General features: G+C 68.3%; 25 protein-coding genes. 19 read left to right on the top strand and 6 right to left on the bottom strand.

Going from position 1 to position 21,743, the window contains the following annotated elements; genetic code table 11:
* The first annotated feature begins 148 nt into the window (after window positions 1-148).
* Genes rplS through ACNQS7_RS08860 form a run of 4 tightly spaced genes read left to right on the top strand, consistent with a single transcriptional unit; the run spans window position 149 to window position 2,461 of the window.
* Window positions 149-490, top strand: a complete 342-nt coding sequence (rplS, locus tag ACNQS7_RS08875; protein ID WP_044510756.1) for a 50S ribosomal protein L19 — start codon at window positions 149-151, stop codon at window positions 488-490.
* 57 nt (window positions 491-547) lie between these two features.
* On the top strand, window positions 548-1,402 hold the full coding sequence (gene lepB / locus ACNQS7_RS08870) for a signal peptidase I (RefSeq protein ID WP_418012266.1): 855 nt from the start codon (window positions 548-550) through the stop codon (window positions 1,400-1,402).
* A 2-nt stretch (window positions 1,403-1,404) separates the two neighbouring features.
* The gene (locus ACNQS7_RS08865; protein ID WP_418012265.1) at window positions 1,405-2,112 is read left to right on the top strand and encodes a ribonuclease HII; all 708 of its coding nucleotides are present in this window, start codon (window positions 1,405-1,407) and stop codon (window positions 2,110-2,112) included.
* Window positions 2,113-2,155: 43 nt separating this feature from the next.
* Window positions 2,156-2,461 (top strand): DUF2469 domain-containing protein, encoded by a 306-nt coding sequence (locus tag ACNQS7_RS08860; protein WP_012393608.1) that lies wholly within the window; start codon window positions 2,156-2,158, stop codon window positions 2,459-2,461.
* An 8-nt stretch (window positions 2,462-2,469) separates the two neighbouring features.
* Here ACNQS7_RS08860 and ACNQS7_RS08855 read toward each other — a convergent pair whose 3' ends face one another.
* Window positions 2,470-3,222, bottom strand: a complete 753-nt coding sequence (locus tag ACNQS7_RS08855) for a GAF and ANTAR domain-containing protein (protein ID WP_418012264.1) — start codon at window positions 3,220-3,222, stop codon at window positions 2,470-2,472.
* Between the two features lie 57 nt (window positions 3,223-3,279).
* Window positions 3,280-4,638, bottom strand: coding sequence for a WS/DGAT/MGAT family O-acyltransferase (locus ACNQS7_RS08850; protein ID WP_418012263.1), 1,359 nt, complete (start codon window positions 4,636-4,638; stop codon window positions 3,280-3,282).
* Window positions 4,639-4,765: 127 nt separating this feature from the next.
* On the opposite strand from ACNQS7_RS08850, the gene ACNQS7_RS08845 reads away from it, so the two are divergent.
* The 9 genes from ACNQS7_RS08845 (at window position 4,766) to ACNQS7_RS08805 (ending at window position 13,104) form a co-directional block, all read left to right on the top strand.
* Window positions 4,766-5,758, top strand: coding sequence for an NAD-dependent epimerase/dehydratase family protein (locus ACNQS7_RS08845; RefSeq protein WP_418012262.1), 993 nt, complete (start codon window positions 4,766-4,768; stop codon window positions 5,756-5,758).
* 76 nt (window positions 5,759-5,834) lie between these two features.
* Window positions 5,835-6,656 carry a formate dehydrogenase accessory sulfurtransferase FdhD gene (fdhD, locus tag ACNQS7_RS08840; protein ID WP_418012261.1) on the top strand — a complete coding sequence of 274 codons (822 nt, stop codon included), beginning with the start codon at window positions 5,835-5,837 and terminating at the stop codon, window positions 6,654-6,656.
* 48 nt (window positions 6,657-6,704) lie between these two features.
* Complete coding sequence (locus ACNQS7_RS08835) at window positions 6,705-6,935, top strand: deoxyribodipyrimidine photolyase (RefSeq protein WP_065043784.1); 231 nt, start codon at window positions 6,705-6,707, stop codon at window positions 6,933-6,935.
* Between the two features lie 134 nt (window positions 6,936-7,069).
* A complete protein-coding gene (locus tag ACNQS7_RS08830; RefSeq protein WP_418012260.1) occupies window positions 7,070-7,447 on the top strand; it encodes a YraN family protein in 378 nt (125 codons plus the stop codon).
* On the top strand, window positions 7,447-8,958 hold the full coding sequence (locus ACNQS7_RS08825; RefSeq protein WP_418012259.1) for a YifB family Mg chelatase-like AAA ATPase: 1,512 nt from the start codon (window positions 7,447-7,449) through the stop codon (window positions 8,956-8,958). Before ACNQS7_RS08830 ends, ACNQS7_RS08825 begins: the two co-directional genes overlap by 1 nt.
* On the top strand, window positions 8,955-10,094 hold the full coding sequence (gene dprA / locus ACNQS7_RS08820; RefSeq protein WP_418012258.1) for a DNA-processing protein DprA: 1,140 nt from the start codon (window positions 8,955-8,957) through the stop codon (window positions 10,092-10,094). The genes ACNQS7_RS08825 and dprA overlap by 4 nt, the downstream gene beginning before the upstream one ends.
* Before the next feature lie 33 nt (window positions 10,095-10,127).
* Window positions 10,128-10,979, top strand: a complete 852-nt coding sequence (locus ACNQS7_RS08815) for a siderophore-interacting protein (RefSeq protein ID WP_418012257.1) — start codon at window positions 10,128-10,130, stop codon at window positions 10,977-10,979.
* Between the two features lie 36 nt (window positions 10,980-11,015).
* Window positions 11,016-12,176, top strand: coding sequence for a lactate 2-monooxygenase (locus ACNQS7_RS08810; protein WP_418012256.1), 1,161 nt, complete (start codon window positions 11,016-11,018; stop codon window positions 12,174-12,176).
* Window positions 12,177-12,207: 31 nt separating this feature from the next.
* Window positions 12,208-13,104 carry a tyrosine recombinase XerC gene (locus tag ACNQS7_RS08805; RefSeq protein WP_418012255.1) on the top strand — a complete coding sequence of 299 codons (897 nt, stop codon included), beginning with the start codon at window positions 12,208-12,210 and terminating at the stop codon, window positions 13,102-13,104.
* Here the strand turns inward: ACNQS7_RS08805 and ACNQS7_RS08800 are convergent.
* Window positions 13,041-13,598 carry a M23 family metallopeptidase gene (locus ACNQS7_RS08800; protein ID WP_418012254.1) on the bottom strand — a complete coding sequence of 186 codons (558 nt, stop codon included), beginning with the start codon at window positions 13,596-13,598 and terminating at the stop codon, window positions 13,041-13,043. The two genes, ACNQS7_RS08805 and ACNQS7_RS08800, sit on opposite strands and share 64 nt — an antisense overlap.
* Window positions 13,599-13,908: 310 nt before the next feature.
* Between ACNQS7_RS08800 and rpsB the strand changes: the two genes are divergently transcribed.
* The 3 genes from rpsB to ACNQS7_RS08785 are packed head-to-tail and all read left to right on the top strand — an operon-like array spanning window position 13,909 to window position 16,987.
* Entirely contained in the window at window positions 13,909-14,739 is an 831-nt protein-coding gene (rpsB, locus tag ACNQS7_RS08795) for a 30S ribosomal protein S2 (protein ID WP_055577542.1), read from the top strand.
* Between the two features lie 23 nt (window positions 14,740-14,762).
* Window positions 14,763-15,578 carry a translation elongation factor Ts gene (tsf, locus tag ACNQS7_RS08790; RefSeq protein WP_310785495.1) on the top strand — a complete coding sequence of 272 codons (816 nt, stop codon included), beginning with the start codon at window positions 14,763-14,765 and terminating at the stop codon, window positions 15,576-15,578.
* A gap of 8 nt (window positions 15,579-15,586) precedes the next feature.
* Window positions 15,587-16,987 (top strand): amidase, encoded by a 1,401-nt coding sequence (locus tag ACNQS7_RS08785; protein WP_418012253.1) that lies wholly within the window; start codon window positions 15,587-15,589, stop codon window positions 16,985-16,987.
* A 1-nt stretch (window position 16,988) separates the two neighbouring features.
* On the opposite strand, the gene ACNQS7_RS08780 is transcribed toward ACNQS7_RS08785, so the two are convergent.
* Complete coding sequence (locus ACNQS7_RS08780) at window positions 16,989-17,408, bottom strand: MarR family winged helix-turn-helix transcriptional regulator (protein ID WP_418012252.1); 420 nt, start codon at window positions 17,406-17,408, stop codon at window positions 16,989-16,991.
* 324 nt (window positions 17,409-17,732) lie between these two features.
* On the opposite strand from ACNQS7_RS08780, the gene ACNQS7_RS08775 reads away from it, so the two are divergent.
* Together ACNQS7_RS08775 and ACNQS7_RS08770 are read left to right on the top strand one after the other, a co-directional pair.
* Window positions 17,733-18,386, top strand: a complete 654-nt coding sequence (locus ACNQS7_RS08775) for a DUF1942 domain-containing protein (protein WP_418012251.1) — start codon at window positions 17,733-17,735, stop codon at window positions 18,384-18,386.
* A 122-nt stretch (window positions 18,387-18,508) separates the two neighbouring features.
* The gene (locus ACNQS7_RS08770) at window positions 18,509-19,447 is read left to right on the top strand and encodes a lysophospholipid acyltransferase family protein (RefSeq protein WP_418012250.1); all 939 of its coding nucleotides are present in this window, start codon (window positions 18,509-18,511) and stop codon (window positions 19,445-19,447) included.
* Window positions 19,448-19,451: 4 nt separating this feature from the next.
* On the opposite strand, the gene ACNQS7_RS08765 is transcribed toward ACNQS7_RS08770, so the two are convergent.
* Both ACNQS7_RS08765 and ACNQS7_RS08760 read right to left on the bottom strand, forming a co-directional pair.
* On the bottom strand, window positions 19,452-20,183 hold the full coding sequence (locus ACNQS7_RS08765; RefSeq protein WP_418012249.1) for a winged helix-turn-helix domain-containing protein: 732 nt from the start codon (window positions 20,181-20,183) through the stop codon (window positions 19,452-19,454).
* A gap of 235 nt (window positions 20,184-20,418) precedes the next feature.
* On the bottom strand, window positions 20,419-20,655 hold the full coding sequence (locus tag ACNQS7_RS08760; protein WP_065043798.1) for a CsbD family protein: 237 nt from the start codon (window positions 20,653-20,655) through the stop codon (window positions 20,419-20,421).
* Window positions 20,656-20,930: 275 nt separating this feature from the next.
* Here ACNQS7_RS08760 and pyrH point away from each other — a divergent pair, with 275 nt between their 5' ends.
* On the top strand, window positions 20,931-21,704 hold the full coding sequence (pyrH, locus tag ACNQS7_RS08755) for a UMP kinase (protein ID WP_065043799.1): 774 nt from the start codon (window positions 20,931-20,933) through the stop codon (window positions 21,702-21,704).
* Window positions 21,705-21,743 lie beyond the last annotated feature (39 nt).

The following is a 21,743-nucleotide window of genomic DNA, read 5'->3' as shown; positions in this document are numbered from 1 at the left end:
AGTTGTCTTTTAGCGGTTGTCGGCGGGCTGGGTGCCTACCGCCTGCTGAGAGGTACACCCAAGAAGCCCTAACCATCGGCTTGGTGACCGTCGCACGCCTGCGTGCGCGCGGCTCGCGAAGCCGCGACCCCGAGGAAGTGTCTTTCCAATGAACAGGCTGGACTTCGTCGACCAGGCGTCGCTGCGCGACGACATCCCCGCCTTCAACCCGGGCGACACCATCAACGTGCACGTCAAGGTGATCGAGGGCGCCAAGGAGCGCATCCAGGTCTTCAAGGGCGTGGTGATCCGTCGGCAGGGTGGCGGCATCCGCGAGACGTTCACCGTGCGCAAGGAGAGCTACGGCGTCGGTGTCGAGCGGACCTTCCCGGTCCACTCGCCGAACATCGACCACATCGAGGTGGTCACCCGTGGCGACGTCCGCCGCGCCAAGCTGTACTACCTGCGTGAGCTCCGCGGCAAGAAGGCCAAGATCAAGGAAAAGCGCTGACCGCGGTCGCGACCCGGCGTCCGCAGCCGTACGCCCTGTGCTGGCTACGCTGATCTCGTGACTGACACTGAGGATTCCCCTCCGGAGGACTCACCCTCGGAGCGCCAGCCGGACGCCGGCAAGTCGGAGTCGACCGTGCCGAAGACCGACACGTCGGGCGAGACCGACTCGGATCCCAAGCCGAAGGGCAAGAAGGAAAAGCCCGAGAAGCGTTCGACGCTGCGCGAGTTGACCACGCTCGCGGTCGTCGCGATCGTTCTCTACTACGTGATGCTGACGTTCGTCGCGCGTCCGTACCTGATTCCGTCCGAGTCGATGGAACCCACTCTGCACGGCTGCTCCACGTGTGTCGGTGACCGCATCATGGTCGACAAACTGACCTACCGGTTCAGCTCTCCGAAACCGGGTGACGTCATCGTCTTCAAGGGACCACCGTCGTGGAATGTCGGCTACAAGTCGATCCGTTCGTCCAACACCGCGCTGCGCTGGGCCCAGAACGTGCTGTCCTTCATCGGTTTCGTGCCGCCCGACGAGAACGACCTGGTCAAGCGGGTGATCGCGGTCGGTGGGCAGACGGTGGCCTGCCGCGCGGATACCGGCCTGACGGTCAACGGCAAGCCGGTGAAGGAGCCGTACCTGGACCCGTCCACCATGATGGCCGATCCGTCGGTCTATCCCTGCCTGGGCAGCGAGTTCGGCCCTGTCAAGGTGCCGGAGGGACGGCTGTGGGTTATGGGCGACAACCGGACCCACTCGGCGGATTCGCGCGCGCACTGCCCGATGCAGTGCACCGGTGACCCGACGGCGGGCACCGTGCCGGTCGCCAATGTCATCGGCAAGGCCAGGTTCATCGTGTGGCCGCCGAAGCGATGGGGTGGTGTGGGTTCGATTGACCCCCAGCAGGGTCAGTGACCATGGCCACCACCTGGCCGCCCCGCACGGTGATCCGCAAGTCCGGAGGGCTGCGCACCTTGGAATCGGCGCTCTACCGCAATGGTCTGGGCCCCGTCGCCGGAGTGGACGAAGTGGGCCGCGGGGCCTGCGCCGGGCCGCTGGTCGTGGCGGCCTGCGTGCTGGGCCCTGGACGGCTGGAAAGCCTTGCTGCTCTTGATGATTCGAAGAAGCTGACCGAAAAGGCCCGGGAGAAGCTGTTCCCGCTGATCCGCCGGTACGCGCTGGCCTATCACGTGGTGTTCATCCCGTCGACCGAGGTGGACCGCCGCGGTGTGCACGTGGCCAACATCGAGGGCATGCGGCGCGCGGTGGCCGGTCTGTCGTTGCGGCCGGGATACGTCCTGAGCGACGGCTTCCGGGTGCCCGGCCTGTCGGTTCCGTCGCTGCCGGTGATCGGTGGTGACGCGGCGGCCGCCTGCATCGCCGCGGCCAGCGTGCTGGCGAAAGTCAGCCGGGACAGGTTGATGGTCGCCATGGACGCCGAGCACCCCGGCTACGGTTTCGCCGACCACAAGGGCTACAGCACGCCCGCGCACAGCCGCGCGCTGGCCCAGCTGGGTCCGTGCCCGCAGCACCGGTATTCGTTCATCAACGTGCGGCGGGTCGCGACCGGCGGCACGGCCGAGTTCGTGGCCGAGTGCCCGAGCGATAGCGGCGATTTCCGTTGAGAGAAGATGGGGCAGCAGCTCCGGGAGAAGGACGTCTGAACTGATGAGTGCAGAGGATCTCGAGAAGTACGAAACCGAGATGGAGCTCTCGCTGTACCGCGAATACAAGGACATCGTCGGTCAGTTCAGCTATGTCGTGGAGACCGAGCGTCGCTTCTATCTCGCCAACAGCGTGGAGATGGTGCCGCGCAACGCCGACGGCGAAGTGTATTTCGAACTGCGGCTGGCCGACGCGTGGGTGTGGGACATGTACCGGCCGGCCCGCTTCGTCAAGCAGGTGCGGGTGGTCACGTTCAAAGACGTCAACATCGAAGAGGTCGAGAAGCCCGAACTGCGGCTGCCCGAATAGCGGTAAGGCTAGGACGCGTCCTCTTCGGAGTCCGGCAGGTTGCCGCGGGACTCGATGACCTTGCGGGCGACGTCGGCGAGCTTGATGTTCAGGCCCTGCGAGTGGCGGCGCAGCAGATCGAAGGCGTCGTCCTCGTTCATGTCGTGCAGCATCATCAGCATGCCGACAGCCTTGCCGATCTCCCGGTTGCTCAGCAGCCCCCGGCGCAGGCTGGTGGCGTCCTCCCCGTGCGCGATGGCGTTGATGGCGACGCTGGCGAAGGAGGCCAGCACCGCGGCCCGGCCCGCGGCCTCCGAGTCGAAGACGTTGGGCTTTTCGCTGAACAGGTTCAGTGCGGCGCCCTTGCGCTTGTCGATCAGCAGCCGGAACCCCATGGCACCGCGCACCGGTGTCTCCTCGACCAGGCGGGCGGCGAAATGTGGCCACTGGTTCGGCTTGGTCAGGTCCGGCTCGACCTGCGGCGTTTCTTCCTCGATCGCATCGATACAGGGGCCGTCACCGGAACGGCGTTCGAGGTCGTCGACACGGTGGGCGAGCCGCGAACTGGCGCCGACGGTGACGTAGCGGTCGTCGCGCTTGACCAGCAGGCTGGCGTGGTCACAACCCGGGACCACCAGGGTGGCGGCCACACAGATCGCGGCATACATCTGGGTCGCATCCGAACCCTGGTAGATGATCTCGGCAAGGGCGGCGAAAACCGTTGCCGGGTCAGCCGTGAGTGCACCCGGTGCTGCACTGGCGGCGGTGGTCTCGTCGGCCACGTCGCTTCCTCCCTTCGGCGCTGCTATGGCCGTAGAGTAGCGGGACCGCGCGCGGCCTCACACGCCGACGGCGCGTTCGAGATCTTTCAGAGACGTCTCCAGGTGACTCAGCATGCGTTGCAGGTGCGGCACACTGCCTCTGGCGCCGACAAGTCCGAAGTCGAGATTCTCGGCGTTGTGGGTCACCGTGATGTTCATCGCCTGACCGTCCAAGGTAATCGACAGCGGGTAGTTGCCGACCATCTGCGCCCCCCGCCAGTACAGCGGCTCCTTGGAACCGGGCACGTTGGAGATCACGATGTTGAACGGTGGCGGGGCGGTGCGGATGAAACCGGGGATGAGTCCGAGGAACAGGCCACCGGTCATGAAGGCGGACAGCGCGAGCTGCTGAACCTTGGGCAGCTTGTTGAACACCTCTTTCTGCTCGCTCATCGACGAGCTGATGCCTTGGATCCGCTTGCCCGCGTCTTCGATGTGGGTGTTCAGGTTGCACAACACGGTTCCCACCGAGTTGCCGCCGGTTTCGGCTTCGCCGTCCTTGCGAAGGCTCACCGGCACCATCGCGATCAGCGGAGTGTCCGGCAGCGCGTTCTGTTCGATCAGGTAGGTGCGGAGTGCACCGGCTGACATGGCCAGCACGACGTCGTTGAAGGACGCGTTGGCCGCGTCCTTCACCGCGAAGATCCGTTCCAGTGGCCACGACTGGGCGGCGATGCGGCGGGCGCCGCCGATCCGGACGTTGAACATCGTCTTGGGCGCCCGGAAGGGGAGCGTCAGCTGCTGTTCCAGTAGCGCCGCACGGGCCAGTGACAACGTGGACGGCGCGAGGGCGGCGGTCGATCGCACGGTGTCGGTCAGCGCATCCAGCGGCGACGACTTCTGACCGCCTCCGGGGCGATGGCGCGGCTTGAGCTCCCAGGGCACCCGCACCTCGTCGTCGTCCGGATTGTCGGTGAAAGCGCGTTGCATCAACCGCAAGGCGGACACGCCGTCCATCAGCGAATGGTGGAACTTGGTGTACACCGCGTAGCGCCCGTCGTTGAGGCCCTCCACCAGGTGCGCCTCCCACAGGGGCCGGTGGCGGTCGAGCAGGCTGCCGTGCAGGCGGGAGGCCAACTCGAGCAGCTCGCGGACCCGACCCGGCCGCGGCAGGGCCGAGCGCCGGAAGTGGTAGTCGAGCTCGACCTCGCGCTGATGCGACCACGCGAGGTTGGTGACCGGCCCGAAAAACGCCGGGTGCTTGCGGAACGTGGGTTGAACGTCGGTGCACCGCAGCATGGACTCGTAAGCCTCGGTCACGAAGTCGTCGTCGGCGCCTTCCGGCGGCTTGAACAGCTGCAGAGCGCCTACGTGCATGGGGTGTTCGCGGGATTCGCCGACCAGGAACATGGAGTCGGCCGGTGCTATCAGCTGCATGGTCCCTCTTTCGCCGGGGTGCCCGATGTGAACGCGCTATGAATAACCATCTGCCGCAGTTCGCACACATCTGTGACCTACGACTTTTTGCGTTTGGCCAGTGACGGCTCTGGGAAGTTTCGTTCAAATGGGAATTACTGTCGCCGTTACCGGCCCGACCGGAGAGATCGGCATCTCCGCCGTCACGGCCCTGGAGCGTGAGCCTGCGGTCAGCACAATCATCGGGATGGCACGCCGGCCGTTCGATCCGCTGTCGCGCGGTTGGACCAAGACGACCTACCTGCAGGGCGACATCCTGGACCGGGAGGCGGTCGACGCGCTGGTCGCCGACGCCGACGTGGTGGTCCACCTGGCCTTCATCGTCATGGGATCGCGGGAGGAGAGCGAACGGGTCAACCTGCAGGGCACCCGCAACGTCTTCGAGGCGACCGTGGCCGCGCAGCAGGCATCCGGTCAGCCGCGCCGTCTGGTCTACACCTCGTCGGTCGCGGCCTACGGCTACCACTCCGACAACCCGGTGCCGCTCACCGAGGACGTGCCCACCCGGGGTTCCGACGAGCACTACTATTCCGCGCAGAAATCAGCGTGCGAAGCGGTGCTCGCCGAGGTCACCGCGGATTCACCCCTGGACGTCTTCGTGCTGCGGCCCTGCATCGTCACCGGCCCCGAGGCACCCGCCCTGGCCGACGCGATGCCGTGGAACCAGCTACCCGCTCCGCTGCGCGCGGTGTCGAAGGTGCTGCAGAAACTCAAGCCGGTGATCCCGGATCCGGGTGTGCCGCTGCAACTGGTGCACCACGACGACGTCGCCGCCGCCATCGCGCTGGCGGCGGTGGCCCCCGCCCCGCCCGGTGCGTACAACATCGCCGGCAACGGGGTGGTGACGATCAGCGATGTCGCCAGGGCCCTGGGCGGACGGCCGGTGCGGGTTCCGGCAGCAGCGGCCTCGGCGGCCTCGGCGGCGATCTCCCACCTGCCGTTCGTCCCGTCGCTGCTGGAATGGCTGCACGTGGCACGCGCGTCGGTCGTGATGGACACCAGCCGGGCCCAGCGCGACCTCGGCTGGCACCCGACCCACACCTCGGCGGAGGCGCTGGAGTCGCTGGCGTCAGCGGTGTGACGCCGGCCTCCTGATCCCAGTGGAGGTACGTTGAGGCCGTGACAGCCGAGACTGCGGTGCCGGGCGGGAAGACCCGGTGCGGCACCTGACCGCGCGGCGGCGGGTCAAGCATCTGGCTGGCGCCCGGGAGACCACCCGTCAGGAGACCCTCGCCGTCGAGGAGCCGCTGGAGATCCGTCTCAACGGCGTGCCGACCACCGTCACCATGCGGACCCCGGGTTCGGATTTTGAACTCGCGCAAGGGTTTCTGCTCACCGAGGGGATCATCGCGCAGCGCGACGACGTGCTGGCGATCCGCTACTGCGAGGGCCGCGACGACGACGGTGTCAACAGCTACAACGTCCTGGATGTGACGCTGGCGCCCGGCGTCGAACCACCGAGTGTCGACGTCACGCGCAACTTCTACACCACCTCGTCCTGCGGGGTGTGTGGCAAGGCGTCGCTGGAGGCGGTGCGACTGATCAGCCGGCACGCGCCCGGAGACGATCCGGTGACCGTCCCCGCGGCTGCGCTGCGGGCGATGCCCGATCAGCTTCGGTCCGCGCAGAAGGTCTTCGCCGCGACCGGAGGTCTGCACGCCGCCGCCCTGTTCACGGCGGACGGGACCATGCTCACCGTGCGCGAGGACATCGGCCGGCACAATGCGGTCGACAAGGTCATCGGGTGGGCGTTGGAGCGCGGCCGGGTGCCGTTGGCCGCGACGGTGTTGCTGGTCAGCGGGCGGGCGTCGTTCGAATTGACGCAGAAGTCGCTGATGGCCGGCATTCCGGTGCTGGCCGCCGTCTCGGCGCCGTCATCGCTGGCCGTCGCGTTGGCCGAGGAGTCGGGGATCACGCTGGTGGCGTTCCTGCGGGAGCACTCGATGAACGTCTATAGCCGGGCGGACCGGGTTAAGTGACCCCCGGCGCGGGTAGCCGCTCGAAACCACACACGGGAGGAGACGGCCATGCTGCATGAAATGGTATTAGCCGCGCAGAGCAATCCCGAGGCCGCGGGCTTCATCCTGCGCGGTATCAAGGGGATCTTCGTCGCGATTGGCAGCGTCATCGCGGCCGTCATCTGCGCCGTGGTCGCGTCGATGAAGGGCCGCAGCGCCCTGTTCTGGGGGATCCTGGGGTTGTTCTTCAGCATCTTCACGCTGATCGTCGTCATCATCATCCCGAGCAAGAAGACCTAGATTTCGAGTTCTCCAGCGCGTGATCGAGGCTTGCTTGGGGATAGCTGCGTAACTGTGGACAACCGGTAGGCCCTTGCGCCTGCGGGCCTGTTGTGTGCCGGCCCGTGTCGCCGCCAACGTGCAGTTTGGGCGGCATGACGACCGAAAGAACCATGACGCGGGCCCAGCTGGGGGCGTGGGGCGAACAACTGGCCGCCGATCATCTGACCAGGCTCGGGCTGGCCGTCCTCGGCCGCAACTGGCGTTGCCGGTACGGCGAACTGGACCTGATTGCGTGCGACAGAGTCCGCCGCACAGTGGTTTTCGTCGAGGTCAAAACCCGCAGCGGGGACGGGTACGGCGGCCTCGCCGAGGCAGTGACCGGAGCAAAGGTGCGCCGGTTGCGTCGCCTGGCCGGGCTCTGGCTGGCCGGTCAGGATGAGCGCTGGGCAGTGATCCGCATCGACATGATCGGGATACGGATCGGTCGACGACCGGTGCCGGAGCTCACCCACCTGCAGGGCATCGGCTGATGGCACTCGGGCGTGCGTTCTCCGTCGGCGTGCGAGGGCTGGACGGCGAAACCGTGGAAATCGAAGCCGACATCTCTTCGGGGCTGCCGGGTGTGCACCTGGTGGGACTGCCGGACGCGGCGCTGCAGGAGTCCCGCGATCGGGTGCGGGCCGCGGTCGTCAACTGCGGCAACGACTGGCCGCAGGCCCGGCTGACGCTGGCACTGTCGCCGGCCACCTTGCCGAAGATGGGCTCGGTCTACGACATCGCCCTCGCCGCGGCAGTGCTGTCCGCGCAGCGGAAAAAGCCCTGGGACCGGCTGGAGAAGGCGGTGCTGTTGGGGGAGTTATCCCTGGACGGCCGGGTGCGGCCGGTGCGCGGGGTACTGCCCGCGGTGCTCGCCGCCAAGCGAGACGGCTGGCCGTCGGTCGTCGTCCCCGCCGACAACCTGGCCGAGGCCAGTCTGATCGACGGCATCGATGTCTGGGGTGTGCGCACGCTGCGGCAGCTGCGAGGTTGGCTCAGCGGATCGGCGGAATTGGAGCGACGGATCACCCCGTCGGCCGCCCTCGACGAGCCACCGGTGGATCTCGCCGATGTGGTCGGGCAGTCGCAGGCCCGCTTCGCCGTCGAGGTCGCCGCCGCGGGAGCGCATCACCTGATGCTCACCGGCCCGCCCGGGGTCGGCAAAACGATGCTCGCGCAACGGCTTCCAGGCTTGTTGCCGCCGCTGTCCGACACCGAGTCGCTGGAAGTGACCGCGATTCACTCTGTCGCGGGGTTGCTGTCAGCCGACACCCCGCTGCTGCGCAGGCCACCGTTTGTCGCACCCCACCACAGTTCCACCGTCGCGGCACTGGTCGGGGGCGGTTCGGGAATGGCCCGGCCGGGCGCGGTCAGCCGCGCACACCGCGGCGTGCTGTTCCTCGACGAGTGCGCGGAAATCAGCGTCAGCGTGTTGGAGGCACTGCGAACACCGTTGGAAGACGGCGAGATTCGCCTCGCCCGCCGGGACGGCGTGGCCTGCTACCCGGCGCGGTTCCAGCTGGTGCTGGCCGCCAACCCGTGCCCGTGTGCGCCGGCCGATCCGCAGGACTGCATCTGCGCGGGAGCGGTCAAGCGCCGCTATCTGGGCAAGCTCTCGGGTCCGCTGCTGGACCGGGTTGATCTGCGCGTGCAGATGAATCCGGTGCGGGCGGGCGCGTTCGGAGTCACCGCAGGGGAATCGACGGCGCAGGTACGCCAGCGGGTGACAGCGGCGCGGGACGCGGCCGCCGAAAGGTGGCGCCCGCACGGTTTCAGCACCAACGCCGAAGTCAGCGGGCCGTTACTGCGCCGCAAGTTCCGGCCCAGCAGCGCCGCGATGAAGCCGCTGCACCAGGCCCTGGACGACGGAGTGCTCAGCATCAGGGGGGTGGACCGCACGCTGCGGGTCGCGTGGAGCCTGTCCGATCTGGCCGGCCGTACCTCACCCGGGCTGCCCGAGGTCGCGACCGCACTGAGTTTCCGGCAGATGGGAGCACGGCGATGAACGACAACGCCACCATGCGGGCCTGGGCATACCTGTCGCGGGTGGCCGAACCGCCCTGCGCCGAGCTGGCCGACCTGGTCCAAGGCGTCGGGCCGCAGGAGGCCGCCGAGCGGGTCCGTCGCGGCCTGGTCGGCGACGAACTGTTGCGGCTGACCGCGGCGCGGCGCGAAATCGACCAGGCTGCAACAGATCTCGACGCGATTCTGCGCCGTGGCGGCCGGCTGGTCACTCCCGACGACGACGAGTGGCCAGTGCTCGCGTTCGCCGCGTTCGACGGCATCCGGTCCAGGAACACGATGCCGATGGTGCTGTGGGTCGCCGGCCCCGCGCGCCTGGATGAGGTGAGCACGCGCGCGGTCGCACTGGTGGGTACCCGGGCCGCGACGGCATACGGGGAACATGTCGCCCACGACCTGGCCACCGGTCTGGCGCAGCGTGATGTCGCGGTGGTGTCCGGCGGGGCCTACGGCATCGACGGGGCTGCTCACCGCGCGGCGCTGGCCGCGGATGGAGTCACCGTCGCGGTGCTGGCCTGCGGGCTCGACGTCCCCTACCCGGCGGGGCATTCCGCGCTGCTGCACCGCATCGGCCAACACGGTCTGGTGTGCACCGAATACCCGCCGGGCGTGCGCCCGGCGCGATTCCGGTTCCTGACCCGCAACCGCCTGGTGGCAGCGCTGTCCGGCGCGGCGGTGGTGGTGGAGGCGGGGTTGCGTAGTGGAGCCGCCAACACCGCCGCCTGGGCGCGATCGCTGGGCCGGGTCGTGGCGGCGGTACCCGGGCCGGTGACGTCGTCGGCGTCGGCGGGTTGTCATGTGCTGCTGCGCAGCGGTGCGGAGCTGGTCACCCGGTACGAGGAGATCGTTGAGTTGGTCGGCCGTATCGGCGAGCTCGCGCCCGACGAGCCGCGGCCCACCACAGCCTTGGACGGGCTGGACGAGGCCGAGCGTCGGGTCTACGAGGCGTTGCCCGGCCGGGGTGCGGCCGCGGTGGACCAGATCGCCGTCGCCGCCGGCCTACCCCCGGAACACGTGCTGGGGCCGCTGGCATTGCTGGAATTGACGGGCCTGGTCGAGTGTCGCGACGGTTGCTGGCGGATCGTGCGGAAACGGCGCGGCCAGGCTCGGCTCGTATAGTCGACGAGGGGTCAGATCACGACAGGAGGATCAGTGGCAGGCCGGCCTGTACAGGCTTTTGAAGTGGTCAGTACCGAGCAGCTCACCCCGCACATGATGCGGGTTGTGCTGGGCAGCAACAACTTCGACACGTTCGTGCCGAGCAAGTTCACCGATTCCTACGTCAAATTGGTGTTCGTCTCCCAGGACGTCGACGTAGCCGCGCTGCCGCAGCCGCTGACGATCGACAGCTTCGCCGAGCTGCCGCCGGAAAAGCGCCCGCCAGTGCGCACCATCACCGTTCGCCGCGTCGACGAAGACGCCGGCCAGATCACGGTGGATATCGCCGTGCACGGCGAGCACGGGGTCGCGGGGCAGTGGGCCGCCACTGCCCAGCCGGGCCAGCCGATCTACCTGATGGGACCCAGCGGCGCCTACAGCCCCGACCCGGCCGCCGACTGGCATCTGCTCGCCGGCGACGAGGCCGCGCTGCCGGCCATCGCGGTCGCGCTGGAAGCGCTGCCCGACTCCGCGGTCGGGATGGCATTCATCGAGGTGGCGGGTCCCGACGACGAGATACCGTTGACCGCCCCCGACGGCGTCGAGGTCAACTGGGTGTATCGCGGCGGGCGGGCGGACCTGGTGCCCGAAGAACGCGCCGGTGACCACGCGCCGCTGATCGAGGCGGTCACCACCGCCCGCTGGCTGCCCGGTCAGGTGCACGTCTTCATCCACGGCGAGGCGCAGGCCGTCATGCACAACCTGCGGCCCTACATCCGCAAGGAGCGCGGCGTCGACGCCCAGTGGGCGGCGTCGATCTCCGGCTACTGGCGGCGCGGCCGCACCGAAGAGACGTTCCGGCAGTGGAAGAAGGAACTGGCCGAGGCGGAATCCCCGGAGCGGTAGCGCCCGCGGATTCCGTCGGCTGGCATTCTCTAAGTCATGGCATTCGGCGACTATCAGCTCGAAATCTATTTCCAGGGCCTGGCCGGGGTTGCGCCCTCGCTTCCGATGTCCTTCGCCGAGCTGGAGGCCAGAGCCGAGATGGCGATGCCGCCGTCGGTCTGGTCCTACGTCACCGGGGGAGCCGGCGACGAGCGCACCCAGCGCGCCAATCGCGAGGCCTTCGACCGCTGGGGCCTGATGCCCCGCATGTTCGTCGGTGCCGCCGAACGCGACCTGTCGGTGCAGATGTTCGGCCTGACGCTGCCCTCGCCGCTGTTCATGGCGCCAATCGGGGTCATCGGACTGTGCGCCCAAGACGGCCACGGCGACCTGGCGACCGCACGCGCGGCGGCCCGTACCGGGGTGCCGATGGTCGTCTCGACCCTGACCGCCGACCCGCTGGAAGACGTCGCCGCGCAGTTCGGTGACACCCCCGGGTTCTTCCAGCTCTACACACCCAAGGACCGGGACCTGGCCGCCAGCCTCGTGCAGCGCGCCGAAGCCGCCGGCTACAAAGCCATCATCGTCACTCTGGACACCTGGATCCCCGGCTGGCGCCCGCGCGACCTCACCACGGCCAACTTCCCCCAACTGCGTGGCCACTGCCTGAGTAACTACACCAGCGACCCGGTGTTCCGCGCCGGCCTGCAACGGCCGCCGGAGGAAGACCCGCAGGGCACCGTGCTGGCCTGGGCGCAGACTTTCGGCAATCCGCTGAGCTGGGACGACCTCACCTGGCTGCGGTCGCTGACCGACCTGCCGATGATCATCAAGGGCATCTGCCACCCCGACGACGCCCGGCGCGCCATCGACGGCGGTGTCGACGGCATCTACTGCTCGACCCACGGCGGCCGGCAGGCCAACGGTGGGCTGCCGGCGCTGGACTGCCTGCCCGGCGTCGTCGAGGCGGCCGGCGGGCTGCCGGTGCTCTTCGACTCCGGTATCCGCAGTGGCGCCGACGTCGTCAAGGCGCTGGCCATGGGCGCCACCGCGGTCGGCGTCGGCCGGCCCTACGCCTACGGAATGGCACTGGGCGGGGTCGACGGCGTCGTTCACGTGCTGCGCATGCTGCTCGCCGAGGCCGACCTGACCATGGCCGTCGACGGCTATCCGGCGCTCAAAGATCTCACCCCGGACACGCTGCGGCGCGTCATCTGAAAGACCGCACCGCATCTGTCAGCGTGGGGGAGTGCAGGCGGTCCTCGACGAATTCGACGAATACCTGGAACTGCAGTGCGGCCGTTCGGCGCACACCCGCCGCGCCTACCTCGGCGACCTGCGGTCGCTGTTCGACTTTCTGGCCGAGCGCGGATCCGACCTGCAGACCCTGAGCCTGCCGGTGCTGCGGTCCTGGCTGGCCAGTGCCGCCGGCGCGGGGGCAGCCCGCACGACCCTGGCCCGCCGCACCTCCTCGGTGAAGGCCTTCACGGCGTGGGCGCTGCGCCGCGGCTTGCTCACCACCGATCCCGCCGCCCGGCTGCAAGTGCCCAAAGCCCACCGCACGCTGCCGTCGGTGCTGCGCCAGGATCAGGCGCTGGCCGCCATGACGGCCGCCAAATCGGGAGCAGAACAGGGCGACCCGCTGGCCCTGCGCGACCGCCTGATCGCGGAACTGCTGTACGCCACCGGAATCCGGGTCAGCGAACTGTGCGGCCTGGACGTCGACGACGTCGACACCGCGCACCGGGTGGTGCGGGTGCTCGGAAAGGGCAACAAGCAGCGCACCGCGCCGTTCGGGCAGCCCGCCGCCGAGGCGCTGCGGGCCTGGCTGTGCGACGGGCGTCCGGCGCTGGTTACCGCCGAGTCGGGGCCCGCGCTGCTGCTGGGCGCCCGCGGCCGCCGGCTCGACGTGCGGCAGGCACGCACGGTGGTGCACCAGACCGTCGCCGCGGTGGACGGCGCACCGGACATGGGTCCGCACGGGCTGCGGCACAGCGCGGCCACCCATCTGCTCGAAGGGGGAGCGGATCTGCGGGTGGTCCAGGAATTGCTCGGCCATTCCAGCCTGGCCACCACGCAGCTCTACACCCACGTCGCGGTCGCCCGGCTGCGGGCGGTGCATGACCAGGCGCACCCACGGGCCTGACCCGTCAGCGGCTTGAGCCGCACCGGCGTCGCCGCCAGCAGTCCCAGCGGGTCGACGTAGTCGGCGCGCGACGCCGGACCCCACATTGCGCCCCAGTGCAGACACGCCGCTATCGGGCAGCCGGCGTGCCCGGCCAGCAGCTCACCGATGACCGTCCCGGATGCCACCGCCTGACCGGCCCGCACCCTCGCGCGCACCGGCTGGTAGCTGGTATGCAGGCCGCCGGGGTGGCCCAGCGACACCACCGGCAGGCCGGCCAGCAGGCCGGCGAACACCACCGTCGCATCCGCCGCCGCGTACACCGGCTGGCCCGCAGCGCCCGCCAGGTCCACGCCGCGGTGCCCGGCCTGCCAGTTGGGCGACGGCGCGTCGAACACCCGCAACACCGCCGGCGCAGGACGCAGCGGCCACTGCAACCGCCCGCCGGAGGCGTCGGCCGGGGGCGCGTTGTGCAGCGCCCACAGCAGGGCCAGGACCAGAAAGAGCCATCGCACCCGCGTATCGCACCGCCGGCACCCGACGCCGGCCAGTCGCCCGGCCGGGCACTGTGGACGGGTCAGGCCCCTGTGGGCAGCGGGGAAAAGCACTCACCGCAACGGTGTAAACTCCACAACGCAGCTCGTGAAAGCGGGCTGACTTCGCGCGCCTGCATCGCGGCCCGGTACTTGAGGGACCCGCACCAGCATGCCGAGCGGTCCCGTAGCCCGGTCCAAAACCGGACGCGGGTTCGGCGACGCAGCAGACGCCAGGGCCCGGGCTCAACCGATTCCGGGCGACAACCGACATTGAAAGCTGGGCATTGCCATGGCTGTTGTGACCATGAAACAGCTGCTTGACAGCGGCACCCACTTCGGGCACCAGACCCGTCGCTGGAATCCCAAGATGAAGCGGTTCATCTTCACCGACCGCAACGGCATCTACATCATCGACCTGCAGCAGACGCTGACCTACATCGACAAGGCGTACGAGTTCGTCAAAGAGACGGTCGCCCACGGCGGCAGCGTCATGTTCGTTGGAACCAAGAAGCAGGCGCAGGAGTCCGTCGCGGCCGAGGCGACCCGCGTCGGCATGCCCTACGTGAACCAGCGCTGGCTGGGCGGCATGCTCACCAACTTCTCCACCGTGCACAAGCGGCTGCAGCGCCTCAAGGAACTCGAGGCGATGGAGCAGACCGGTGGCTTCGAGGGTCGCACCAAGAAGGAAATCCTGATGCTGACCCGCGAGAAGAACAAGCTGGAACGCAGCCTCGGTGGTATCCGCGACATGGCCAAGGTGCCGTCGGCGATCTGGGTCGTCGACACCAACAAGGAGCACATCGCCGTCGGCGAGGCACGCAAGCTCGGCATCCCGGTCATCGCGATCCTGGACACCAACTGCGACCCCGACGAGGTCGACTACCCGATCCCGGGTAACGACGACGCGATCCGCTCGGCCGCCCTGCTGACAAAGGTGATCGCCTCCGCGGTCGCCGAGGGCCTGCAGGCCCGCGCCGGGCTGGGCCGCGGCGACGGCAAGCCGGAGGCCGAAGCGGCGGAGCCGTTGCCGGAGTGGGAGCAGGAGCTGCTCGCCGGCGCCGCCGCCACCGCCGCGACCGAAGCGGCCGGCACCCCCGAACCCACTACAGACGCATCCTGAGATATCTCAAGAAAGGCTGAGCATTGGCGAATTTCACCGCTGCCGACGTCAAACGACTTCGGGAGCTGACCGGTGCTGGAATGCTCGACTGCAAGAACGCGCTGGCCGACTCGGACGGCGACTTCGATAAGGCGGTCGAGGCGCTGCGGATCAAGGGCGCCAAGGACGTCGGCAAGCGCGCCGAGCGCGCGACGGCCGAAGGTCTGGTCGCCGCCAAGCAGGGTGCGCTGATCGAGCTGAACTCCGAGACCGACTTCGTCGCCAAGAACGCGGAGTTCCAGGCACTGGCCGACCAGGTCGTCAACGCCGCTCTGGAGTCCAAGGCCGCCGACGTCGAGAGCCTCAAAGCAGCCAGCATCGGCGACAAGACCGTCGAGCAGGCCATCGCGGAGCTGTCGGCCAAGATCGGCGAGAAGCTGGAGCTGCGCCGGGTGCAGTACTTCGACGGAAACGTCGAAACCTACCTGCACAAGCGCGCCGCCGACCTGCCGCCGGCCGTCGGCGTGCTGGTCGAGTTCGAGGGCACCGATAACGACGCGGCCCACTCGGTCGCGCTGCAGATCGCCGCGCTCAAGGCGCGCTACCTGTCGCGCGACGACGTCCCCGAGGACGTGGTGGCCAGCGAGCGTCGCATCGCCGAGGAGACTGCCAAGGCCGAGGGCAAGCCGGAGCAGGCGCTGCCCAAGATCGTCGAGGGCCGCCTCAACGGCTTCTTCAAGGACTCGGTGCTGCTCGAGCAGCCGTCGGTGTCCGACAACAAGAAGTCGGTCAAGGCGCTGCTCGACGAGGCGGGCGTCACCGTGACGCGGTTCGTGCGCTTCGAGGTGGGTCAGGCCTAGCCCGACTCATGGCCCGGGTACACGCTTTCGGCGACGACGCGCTCGGCGACCTGGACGCTGTCGGTCTCGCCGACGCGATCCGGAGCGGCCGCGTGGACCGGGCCGAAGCCGTCGAGGCCGCCATCGCGCGCGCGGAGGCCGTAAACCCCGAGTTGAACGCCCTGGCCTTCCGGGCATTCGACGAGGCCAGGGCGGCAACCGGACGCTCCGGCGAAGGCTACTTCGCCGGAGTGCCGACGTTGATCAAGGACAACATCGACGTCGCCGGACAGCCGACGATGAGCGGCACCGACGCATGGCAGCCGCGCCCCGCGCGAGCTGACAGCGCTGTCACCAGGGTGGTGCTCGACACCGGGCTGATCTCGGTCGGCAAGACCCAGCTGTCGGAATTCGGGTTCAGCGCGGCGGCCGAACATCCGCGGCTGGGACCGGTCCGCAACCCGTGGAACACCGACCACACCGCCGGCGCGTCGTCCTCGGGTTCGGGGGCGTTCGTCGCCGCGGGCGTGGTGCCCATCGCGCATGCCAACGACGGCGGCGGGTCCATCCGGATTCCCGCGGCGTGCAACGGGCTGGTGGGCCTCAAGCCGTCCCGCGGACGGATGCCCCTGGACCCGCAGTATCGGCGCCTGCCGGTGGGCATCGTCGCCAACGGCGTGCTCACCCGCTCGGTGCGGGACACCGCGGCCTTCTACCGCGAGGCCGAGCGGCTGTGGCGCAACCCCAAGCTGCCGCCGATCGGCGATGTGACGGGACCGGGCACGCGGCGGCTGAAGATCGCCGCGGTGACCAGCTCGGTCCTCAGAGAGGCGAGTCCCGAGGTCAAGGACGCGACCCTGAAGTCGGCCGCACTGCTGGAGGAGCTGGGACACCACGTCGAGTACATCGACAACGACTGGGTGCCGGCCAGCTTCGTCGACGACTTCGTCCTGTACTGGGGTTTCCTTGCCTTCGCCCAGGTCGGCACCGGCCGCCGCCTGTTCGGCGACAGCTTCGACCGCACCAGGCTGGACAACCTGACGCTGGGACTGGCGCGCCATACCCGGCGCAACATCCACCGGCTTCCACTGGCCATCGCGCGGCTACGCGGGCTCAGGCGCCGCAGCGCCCGCTTCTTCGGCGACTACGACGTGCTGCTCACTCCGACGCTCGCCGAGGAAACACCCTCGGTCGGTTACCTGGCGCCCACCGACTATGACCAGGTCATCGATCGGCTGATCAACTGGGTCGCGTTCACGCCGCTACAGAATGTGACCGGTGAACCCGCGATCTCGTTGCCGCTGGCTGAGTCCGCCGACGGTCTGCCGGTGGGCATGATGCTGGCGGCCGACACCGGGCGCGAGGCACGGCTCCTGGAGTTGGCCTATGAGCTCGAAGAGGCCCGGCCGTGGGCCCGGATCCACCACTAGCTCAGTCGGATCCGAGCTGCTCCAGCATGCTTTTGAACTCGCGCTGCTGACTCTCGCTCAGCCTGCCCAGGATGCGGGCGTCCGCGGCGTGCACCACGGCCTCGGCCCGCCGCAGCAATTCCTGGCCGGCGCCGGTCAGCGACGCCGGCAAGGCACGGCCCGAGGACACCGACGCCGGTCGCGCCACTGCGCCGAGGTCTTCGAGTTTGCGCAGCACCGTATTCATGGCCTGGGGCGTGACACCGGCGTGGCGGGCGAGTTCGGCGCTCGACAGACCCGGCGTCATGGACAAAATGCGCAGGCACACGAATTCCGGCAGTGTGAGCCCGAGCGGGCTCAGCGCCGCGGTCACCTCGGGCCGCAGCGCGACCGTCACCCGGTACAGCAGATATCCCAGCGGCGCATCCTGGACCGAACCCATATCAGGGATATTGACATACACGCAGTCCAGCGGAAAGTCCGGCAACAAATGCGCGTTATTTCGCTAATTGCGCAATCTCATGTCAAATTGCGCATCGGTAAATGGGTGACCGGAGTTACGCGAGTGGGCCCGGCAGGAAGTGTGGCCCAAATCAATTTTGCGCCGTTTTCCCAGCTAGAAGGGCCGCTTGGGACGATTTGCGCGGCAATGGGTGTTTGCGGGGTGTTTGAGCCCGCGTATCACCGGCAATGCGAACCGAGTGCGGTTGAGTGCCCAACGCAGGACGCACGCCGCCTCGAACGACACCAACGGAGAGGATTCAGCGTGAAGTTCACCACCACCACTGCTAAGACTGCAATCGCTGCCGCGGGAATAGCGGCGGTAAGCCTGTTCGGTGCCGCGGCCGCCTCGGCCACCCCCGGTGTGCCCGAGGGACTCGGTACCCCCCAGACGCTGGTCGACGGCCCGCTGGTCACTGACTACACCGTCAGCAACCTGCAGCCCGCCGGCGTGACCATCCCCGGTTACACCCCGCAGGGTCAGCTGTGGCAGGCCGACATCAACGCCCGCGCGAACAGCGGCGTGGTGACACCCGTCGTGTCCAACTTCAACGCCCGCGCCGGTGAGCAGACCTACCGCGTGATCAGCGCGCCGGCCACCCCGCAGGGCCTCAGCCCCGCCCCGATCACCCAGGGCGGCACCTCCAACGGCAAGGTCTACTTCGACGTGACGGGTGCGGCGCCGACCGAGGTCGTCTACAACGACGGCATGCAGGACGTGCTGGTGTGGGACACCAACCCGGCGGGTGCCCCGGCTCCGAACTCGATTCCGGGTCAGCAGCCGAACGTCGGCCAGCCGAACACCATGCCCGGCCAGCCGAACGTCGGCCAGCCGAACACCATGCCCGGCCAGCCGAACCCCGGCCAGCCGAACCCGGCGCCCGGTATGGCTCCCAGTGCGCCTGTCCAGCAGAGCTAATCACAGCTGATCAGCATTGCCCCCTCCCCGCGCCACGGCCATGGCGCGGGGAGGTTGCTGTTCGGGCGCCGCAATGTGCCGCTATATGAGTTGTCTATGCGCGATCTGGGTATGCGCTCGCTATGACCCACAGCACAGACCACCGGCCCGGCGAAGTTGTCGACCAGGCGCAGCGATTCGCCGACGATGCGCGCGCAGCGATGCAGGAGAAGCGCGACAAGCAGGACGGCGGAGTGAGCGGCTGGGTGGCACAGCGCGCCGGCGACTGGGATCTGGATGGCCAGGACGAAGCCACCATGCACCGGCAGAAGTTCTTCTGGAACGCGCTGGTGGACTACTGGTTTCGGATGGAGATCGACGGCTGGGAAAACGTCGGACAGGCACCGGTGCTGCTGATCGGAATTCATTCGGGTGCCCCGTTTGTCTGGGACGCATGGACCGTCGGCCTGCAATGGTGGCGACGGTTCGGCCCCGACCGTCCGTTGCACGGCACCGCGCACGACGCGCTGATGGCCATTCCGGGCATCGGACGGTACTTCCGCTCCATGGGGGTGCTGCCCGCCGCACCGGACGCGATCGCGACCGCGCTGGCCGAAGGCCGCGATGTGGCGTTGTGGCCCGGGGGAGAAGTGGACTCGTTGCGTCCGTGGGCGGAGCGCGACTGCGCTAATCTGGCCGGCCGCAAGGGGTTTGTGAAAATGGCGATCCGCGCCGGAGTGCCCATCGTGCCGATCGCCACCGTTGGTGGGGCCGACGCCATGCCGGTGCTGATCCGAGGCGACCGGCTGTCGCGAATGTTGCGGCTGGACAAGCTACTACGGCTCAAGGTGTTCCCGGTGGCGATCTCACTGCCCTGGGGTATCGCACCGGCCGCGCTGCCGCAGTTGCCGTTACCCGCCAAGATCAGGACCCGATTCATGCCGCCGATCGAACTTGATCACGACCCCGAGCGCGCCGAGGACGAAGACTACGTCGACGCCAAGTATCGCGAGGTTGAGGACAGCATCCAGCGGGGAATGGACGCGCTGGCCCGCAAGCGGGCCCTCCCGGTGTTCGGCTGAGGGTCTACTGGGCGATCGAGTCGCGGTCGAGTCCGGACCACGCCGGATTGAGCACCGGCTCGCCGACGATCCACCGCGGCTGCGGCGGCGACACCGCCATGTACCCCACGCCTCGGACGGTGTCGACCATCGACTCGTGCTCGGTGCCCAGCTTGGCGCGCAGCCGTCGCACGTGCACGTCCACCGTGCGCACCCTGCCATTGCTTTCGTAGCCCCAGACCTCATGCATGAGGCGCGTCCGGCTGAACGCCCGGCCGGCATGCTGCACAAGGAAATTCAGCAGCCTGAACTCGGTCAGCGTGAGGCCCAGATCCTTGCCGTTCAGGGACACGGTGTAGCTGGCCGGGTGCAGGATCAGGTCGCCGAACTGCAGCGTGCCACCGATGGCTTTGCGCCGGCGCGTGATGGCCAGGCGCAGCCGCGCCTGCAACTCGGCGGCTTGGGCAGCAGGCAGGAGCACGTCGTCGAAGTTCCAATCGACGTCCACCTCGACGAAGTCGGCCGGTGCGACCACGGCCACGACGGCCAGCGCTGGTTGGTTGGCCGTCAGGTGCCGACAGGCCGAACGGGCGGCGATCAGGTCGTCACGGGCATCGATGATGGCGACATCCGCGCCGTCGGTCAGGCTGATGTCGCCCTCGCCCAGGGGTGCTGCCCGGACGGTCAGGGCGAAGGTGTCCAGGTCGGGCAGCGCGGACTGGAAGTCGGGCTGATTGGTAAGCAGCAGAACGTCCAACCGCCATCTCCCAACCTTCTGAGGGTGGTGCCCACAGTCGCACCGACTTTCCCCCGACCCCGGCTCGTTCGTCACCTCCGGTGGAGATGTGACCTGACAGAGGGTCGAATACCCCGTTCAGCGTGCGATTATTCCATTTTTGATACCGCTGGTATCGCAAAACGGCGAGTTCCCCGCAAAGTTCGATGGGCCCGGTCCGTGTGTACACAGACCGGGCCCATCCTTGAGACAAGCTCTACTGGTTGGACTTCTGGCGCTCCTCGGCCACCTCGGCGGCACCGCGAGCGGCCTCTGCCTGGGCTTCCTTCTTCGCCGCGTCGCGCTGGGCCTCCGCCTTGTCCTGCTGCGCTTCGCCCTCGTTGACCAGGTCACCACGACCGGTGACGGTGCCGATGGCCTCCTTGGCCTTGCCCTTGACGTCTTCGACGACGCCCTTGACCGCTTCGGCCGGGCCCGAGTTGCTGTCCGCCATGGTGTTCCTCTCATTGGTCGCCGCATCGGCGACGGTTGGTGTACAGCGGTGAATTCACCGATCGAAGAAACGACCGGCCTGCTTCATGGCGATGCGGGTCCTTCTTCTCAAGACCTCGTTCATCGCCGCGTGCTGCGGATTCCCGAACCGTCCCGCGGTCAAACATGAGCGGTCGGTTTGTGCACCCCGCCCACGCTGAAGCGGGACAATGAGGCAGGATGAGAGGCGCCGTTCCGGGGTGGTCACCGGGATGGCACTCTCATGCGAGGAGACTGATGACGGAGTCCAGGGAGCCCCAAGCCGCCGGCTCGGCGGCCCCGAGGACCAGCGCCAACGGCTCGTCGTCGAAGTACTCACGCGTGCTGCTCAAGCTCGGCGGCGAGATGTTCGGTGGAGGGCAGGTCGGGTTGGATCCCGACGTCGTCGCGCTGGTGGCCCGGCAGATCGCCGAGGTGGTGCGCAGCGGCGTTCAGGTCGCGGTGGTGATCGGTGGCGGCAACTTCTTCCGCGGTGCGCAGCTGCAACAGCGCGGCATGGAGCGCACCCGGTCGGACTACATGGGCATGCTCGGAACGGTGATGAACAGCCTTGCGCTGCAGGACTTCCTGGAGAAGGAAGGCATCGCCACCCGCGTTCAGACCGCGATCACAATGGGTCAGGTGGCCGAGCCGTACCTGCCGCTGCGGGCGGTGCGCCACCTGGAGAAGGGCCGGGTCGTGATCTTCGGCGCCGGTATGGGACTGCCCTACTTCTCCACCGACACCACCGCGGCACAGCGGGCGCTGGAGATCGGTGCGGACGTGGTGCTGATGGCCAAGGCGGTCGACGGCGTGTTCGCCGAGGACCCCAGGGAGAATCCCGAGGCCGAGTTGCTGACCGCCATCAGCCACCGGGAAGTGATCGACCGCGGCCTGCGGGTGGCCGATGCCACGGCCTTCAGTCTCTGTATGGACAATGGCATGCCGATTTTGGTGTTCAACTTGCTGACCGACGGCAATATCGCGCGGGCGGTGGCAGGTGAGAAAATCGGGACGCTGGTCACCACCTGACGGGAAGGACGCAGCCATGTGGGGGTATGCCCAGAACAG

This window comes from Mycobacterium sp. 23, assembly GCF_048287075.1.
GTDB lineage: Bacteria > Actinomycetota > Actinomycetes > Mycobacteriales > Mycobacteriaceae > Mycobacterium > Mycobacterium gordonae_B.
The sequence above is the reverse complement of the archived record's forward strand: the minus strand, read 5'-3'. Positions and strand labels throughout refer to the sequence as shown.

Excerpts from the sequence above, each read along its gene's own strand:
- ACNQS7_RS08860 (WP_012393608.1), top strand. The coding sequence starts at position 2,156 with ATGAGTGCAGAGGATCTCGAGAAGTACGAAACCGAGATGGAGCTCTCG.
- ACNQS7_RS08850 (WP_418012263.1), bottom strand. The coding sequence starts at position 4,638 with ATGCAGCTGATAGCACCGGCCGACTCCATGTTCCTGGTCGGCGAATCC.
- ACNQS7_RS08830 (WP_418012260.1), top strand. The coding sequence starts at position 7,070 with ATGACGACCGAAAGAACCATGACGCGGGCCCAGCTGGGGGCGTGGGGC.
- ACNQS7_RS08785 (WP_418012253.1), top strand. The coding sequence starts at position 15,587 with ATGGCCCGGGTACACGCTTTCGGCGACGACGCGCTCGGCGACCTGGAC.
- ACNQS7_RS08770 (WP_418012250.1), top strand. The coding sequence starts at position 18,509 with ATGACCCACAGCACAGACCACCGGCCCGGCGAAGTTGTCGACCAGGCG.
- ACNQS7_RS08780 (WP_418012252.1), bottom strand. The coding sequence starts at position 17,408 with ATGGGTTCGGTCCAGGATGCGCCGCTGGGATATCTGCTGTACCGGGTG.
- ACNQS7_RS08845 (WP_418012262.1), top strand. The coding sequence starts at position 4,766 with ATGGGAATTACTGTCGCCGTTACCGGCCCGACCGGAGAGATCGGCATC.
- ACNQS7_RS08810 (WP_418012256.1), top strand. The coding sequence starts at position 11,016 with ATGGCATTCGGCGACTATCAGCTCGAAATCTATTTCCAGGGCCTGGCC.
- ACNQS7_RS08825 (WP_418012259.1), top strand. The coding sequence starts at position 7,447 with ATGGCACTCGGGCGTGCGTTCTCCGTCGGCGTGCGAGGGCTGGACGGC.
- ACNQS7_RS08865 (WP_418012265.1), top strand. The coding sequence starts at position 1,405 with ATGGCCACCACCTGGCCGCCCCGCACGGTGATCCGCAAGTCCGGAGGG.
- rpsB (WP_055577542.1), top strand. The coding sequence starts at position 13,909 with ATGGCTGTTGTGACCATGAAACAGCTGCTTGACAGCGGCACCCACTTC.
- rplS (WP_044510756.1), top strand. The coding sequence starts at position 149 with ATGAACAGGCTGGACTTCGTCGACCAGGCGTCGCTGCGCGACGACATC.
- ACNQS7_RS08835 (WP_065043784.1), top strand. The coding sequence starts at position 6,705 with ATGCTGCATGAAATGGTATTAGCCGCGCAGAGCAATCCCGAGGCCGCG.
- dprA (WP_418012258.1), top strand. The coding sequence starts at position 8,955 with ATGAACGACAACGCCACCATGCGGGCCTGGGCATACCTGTCGCGGGTG.
- ACNQS7_RS08760 (WP_065043798.1), bottom strand. The coding sequence starts at position 20,655 with ATGGCGGACAGCAACTCGGGCCCGGCCGAAGCGGTCAAGGGCGTCGTC.
- pyrH (WP_065043799.1), top strand. The coding sequence starts at position 20,931 with ATGACGGAGTCCAGGGAGCCCCAAGCCGCCGGCTCGGCGGCCCCGAGG.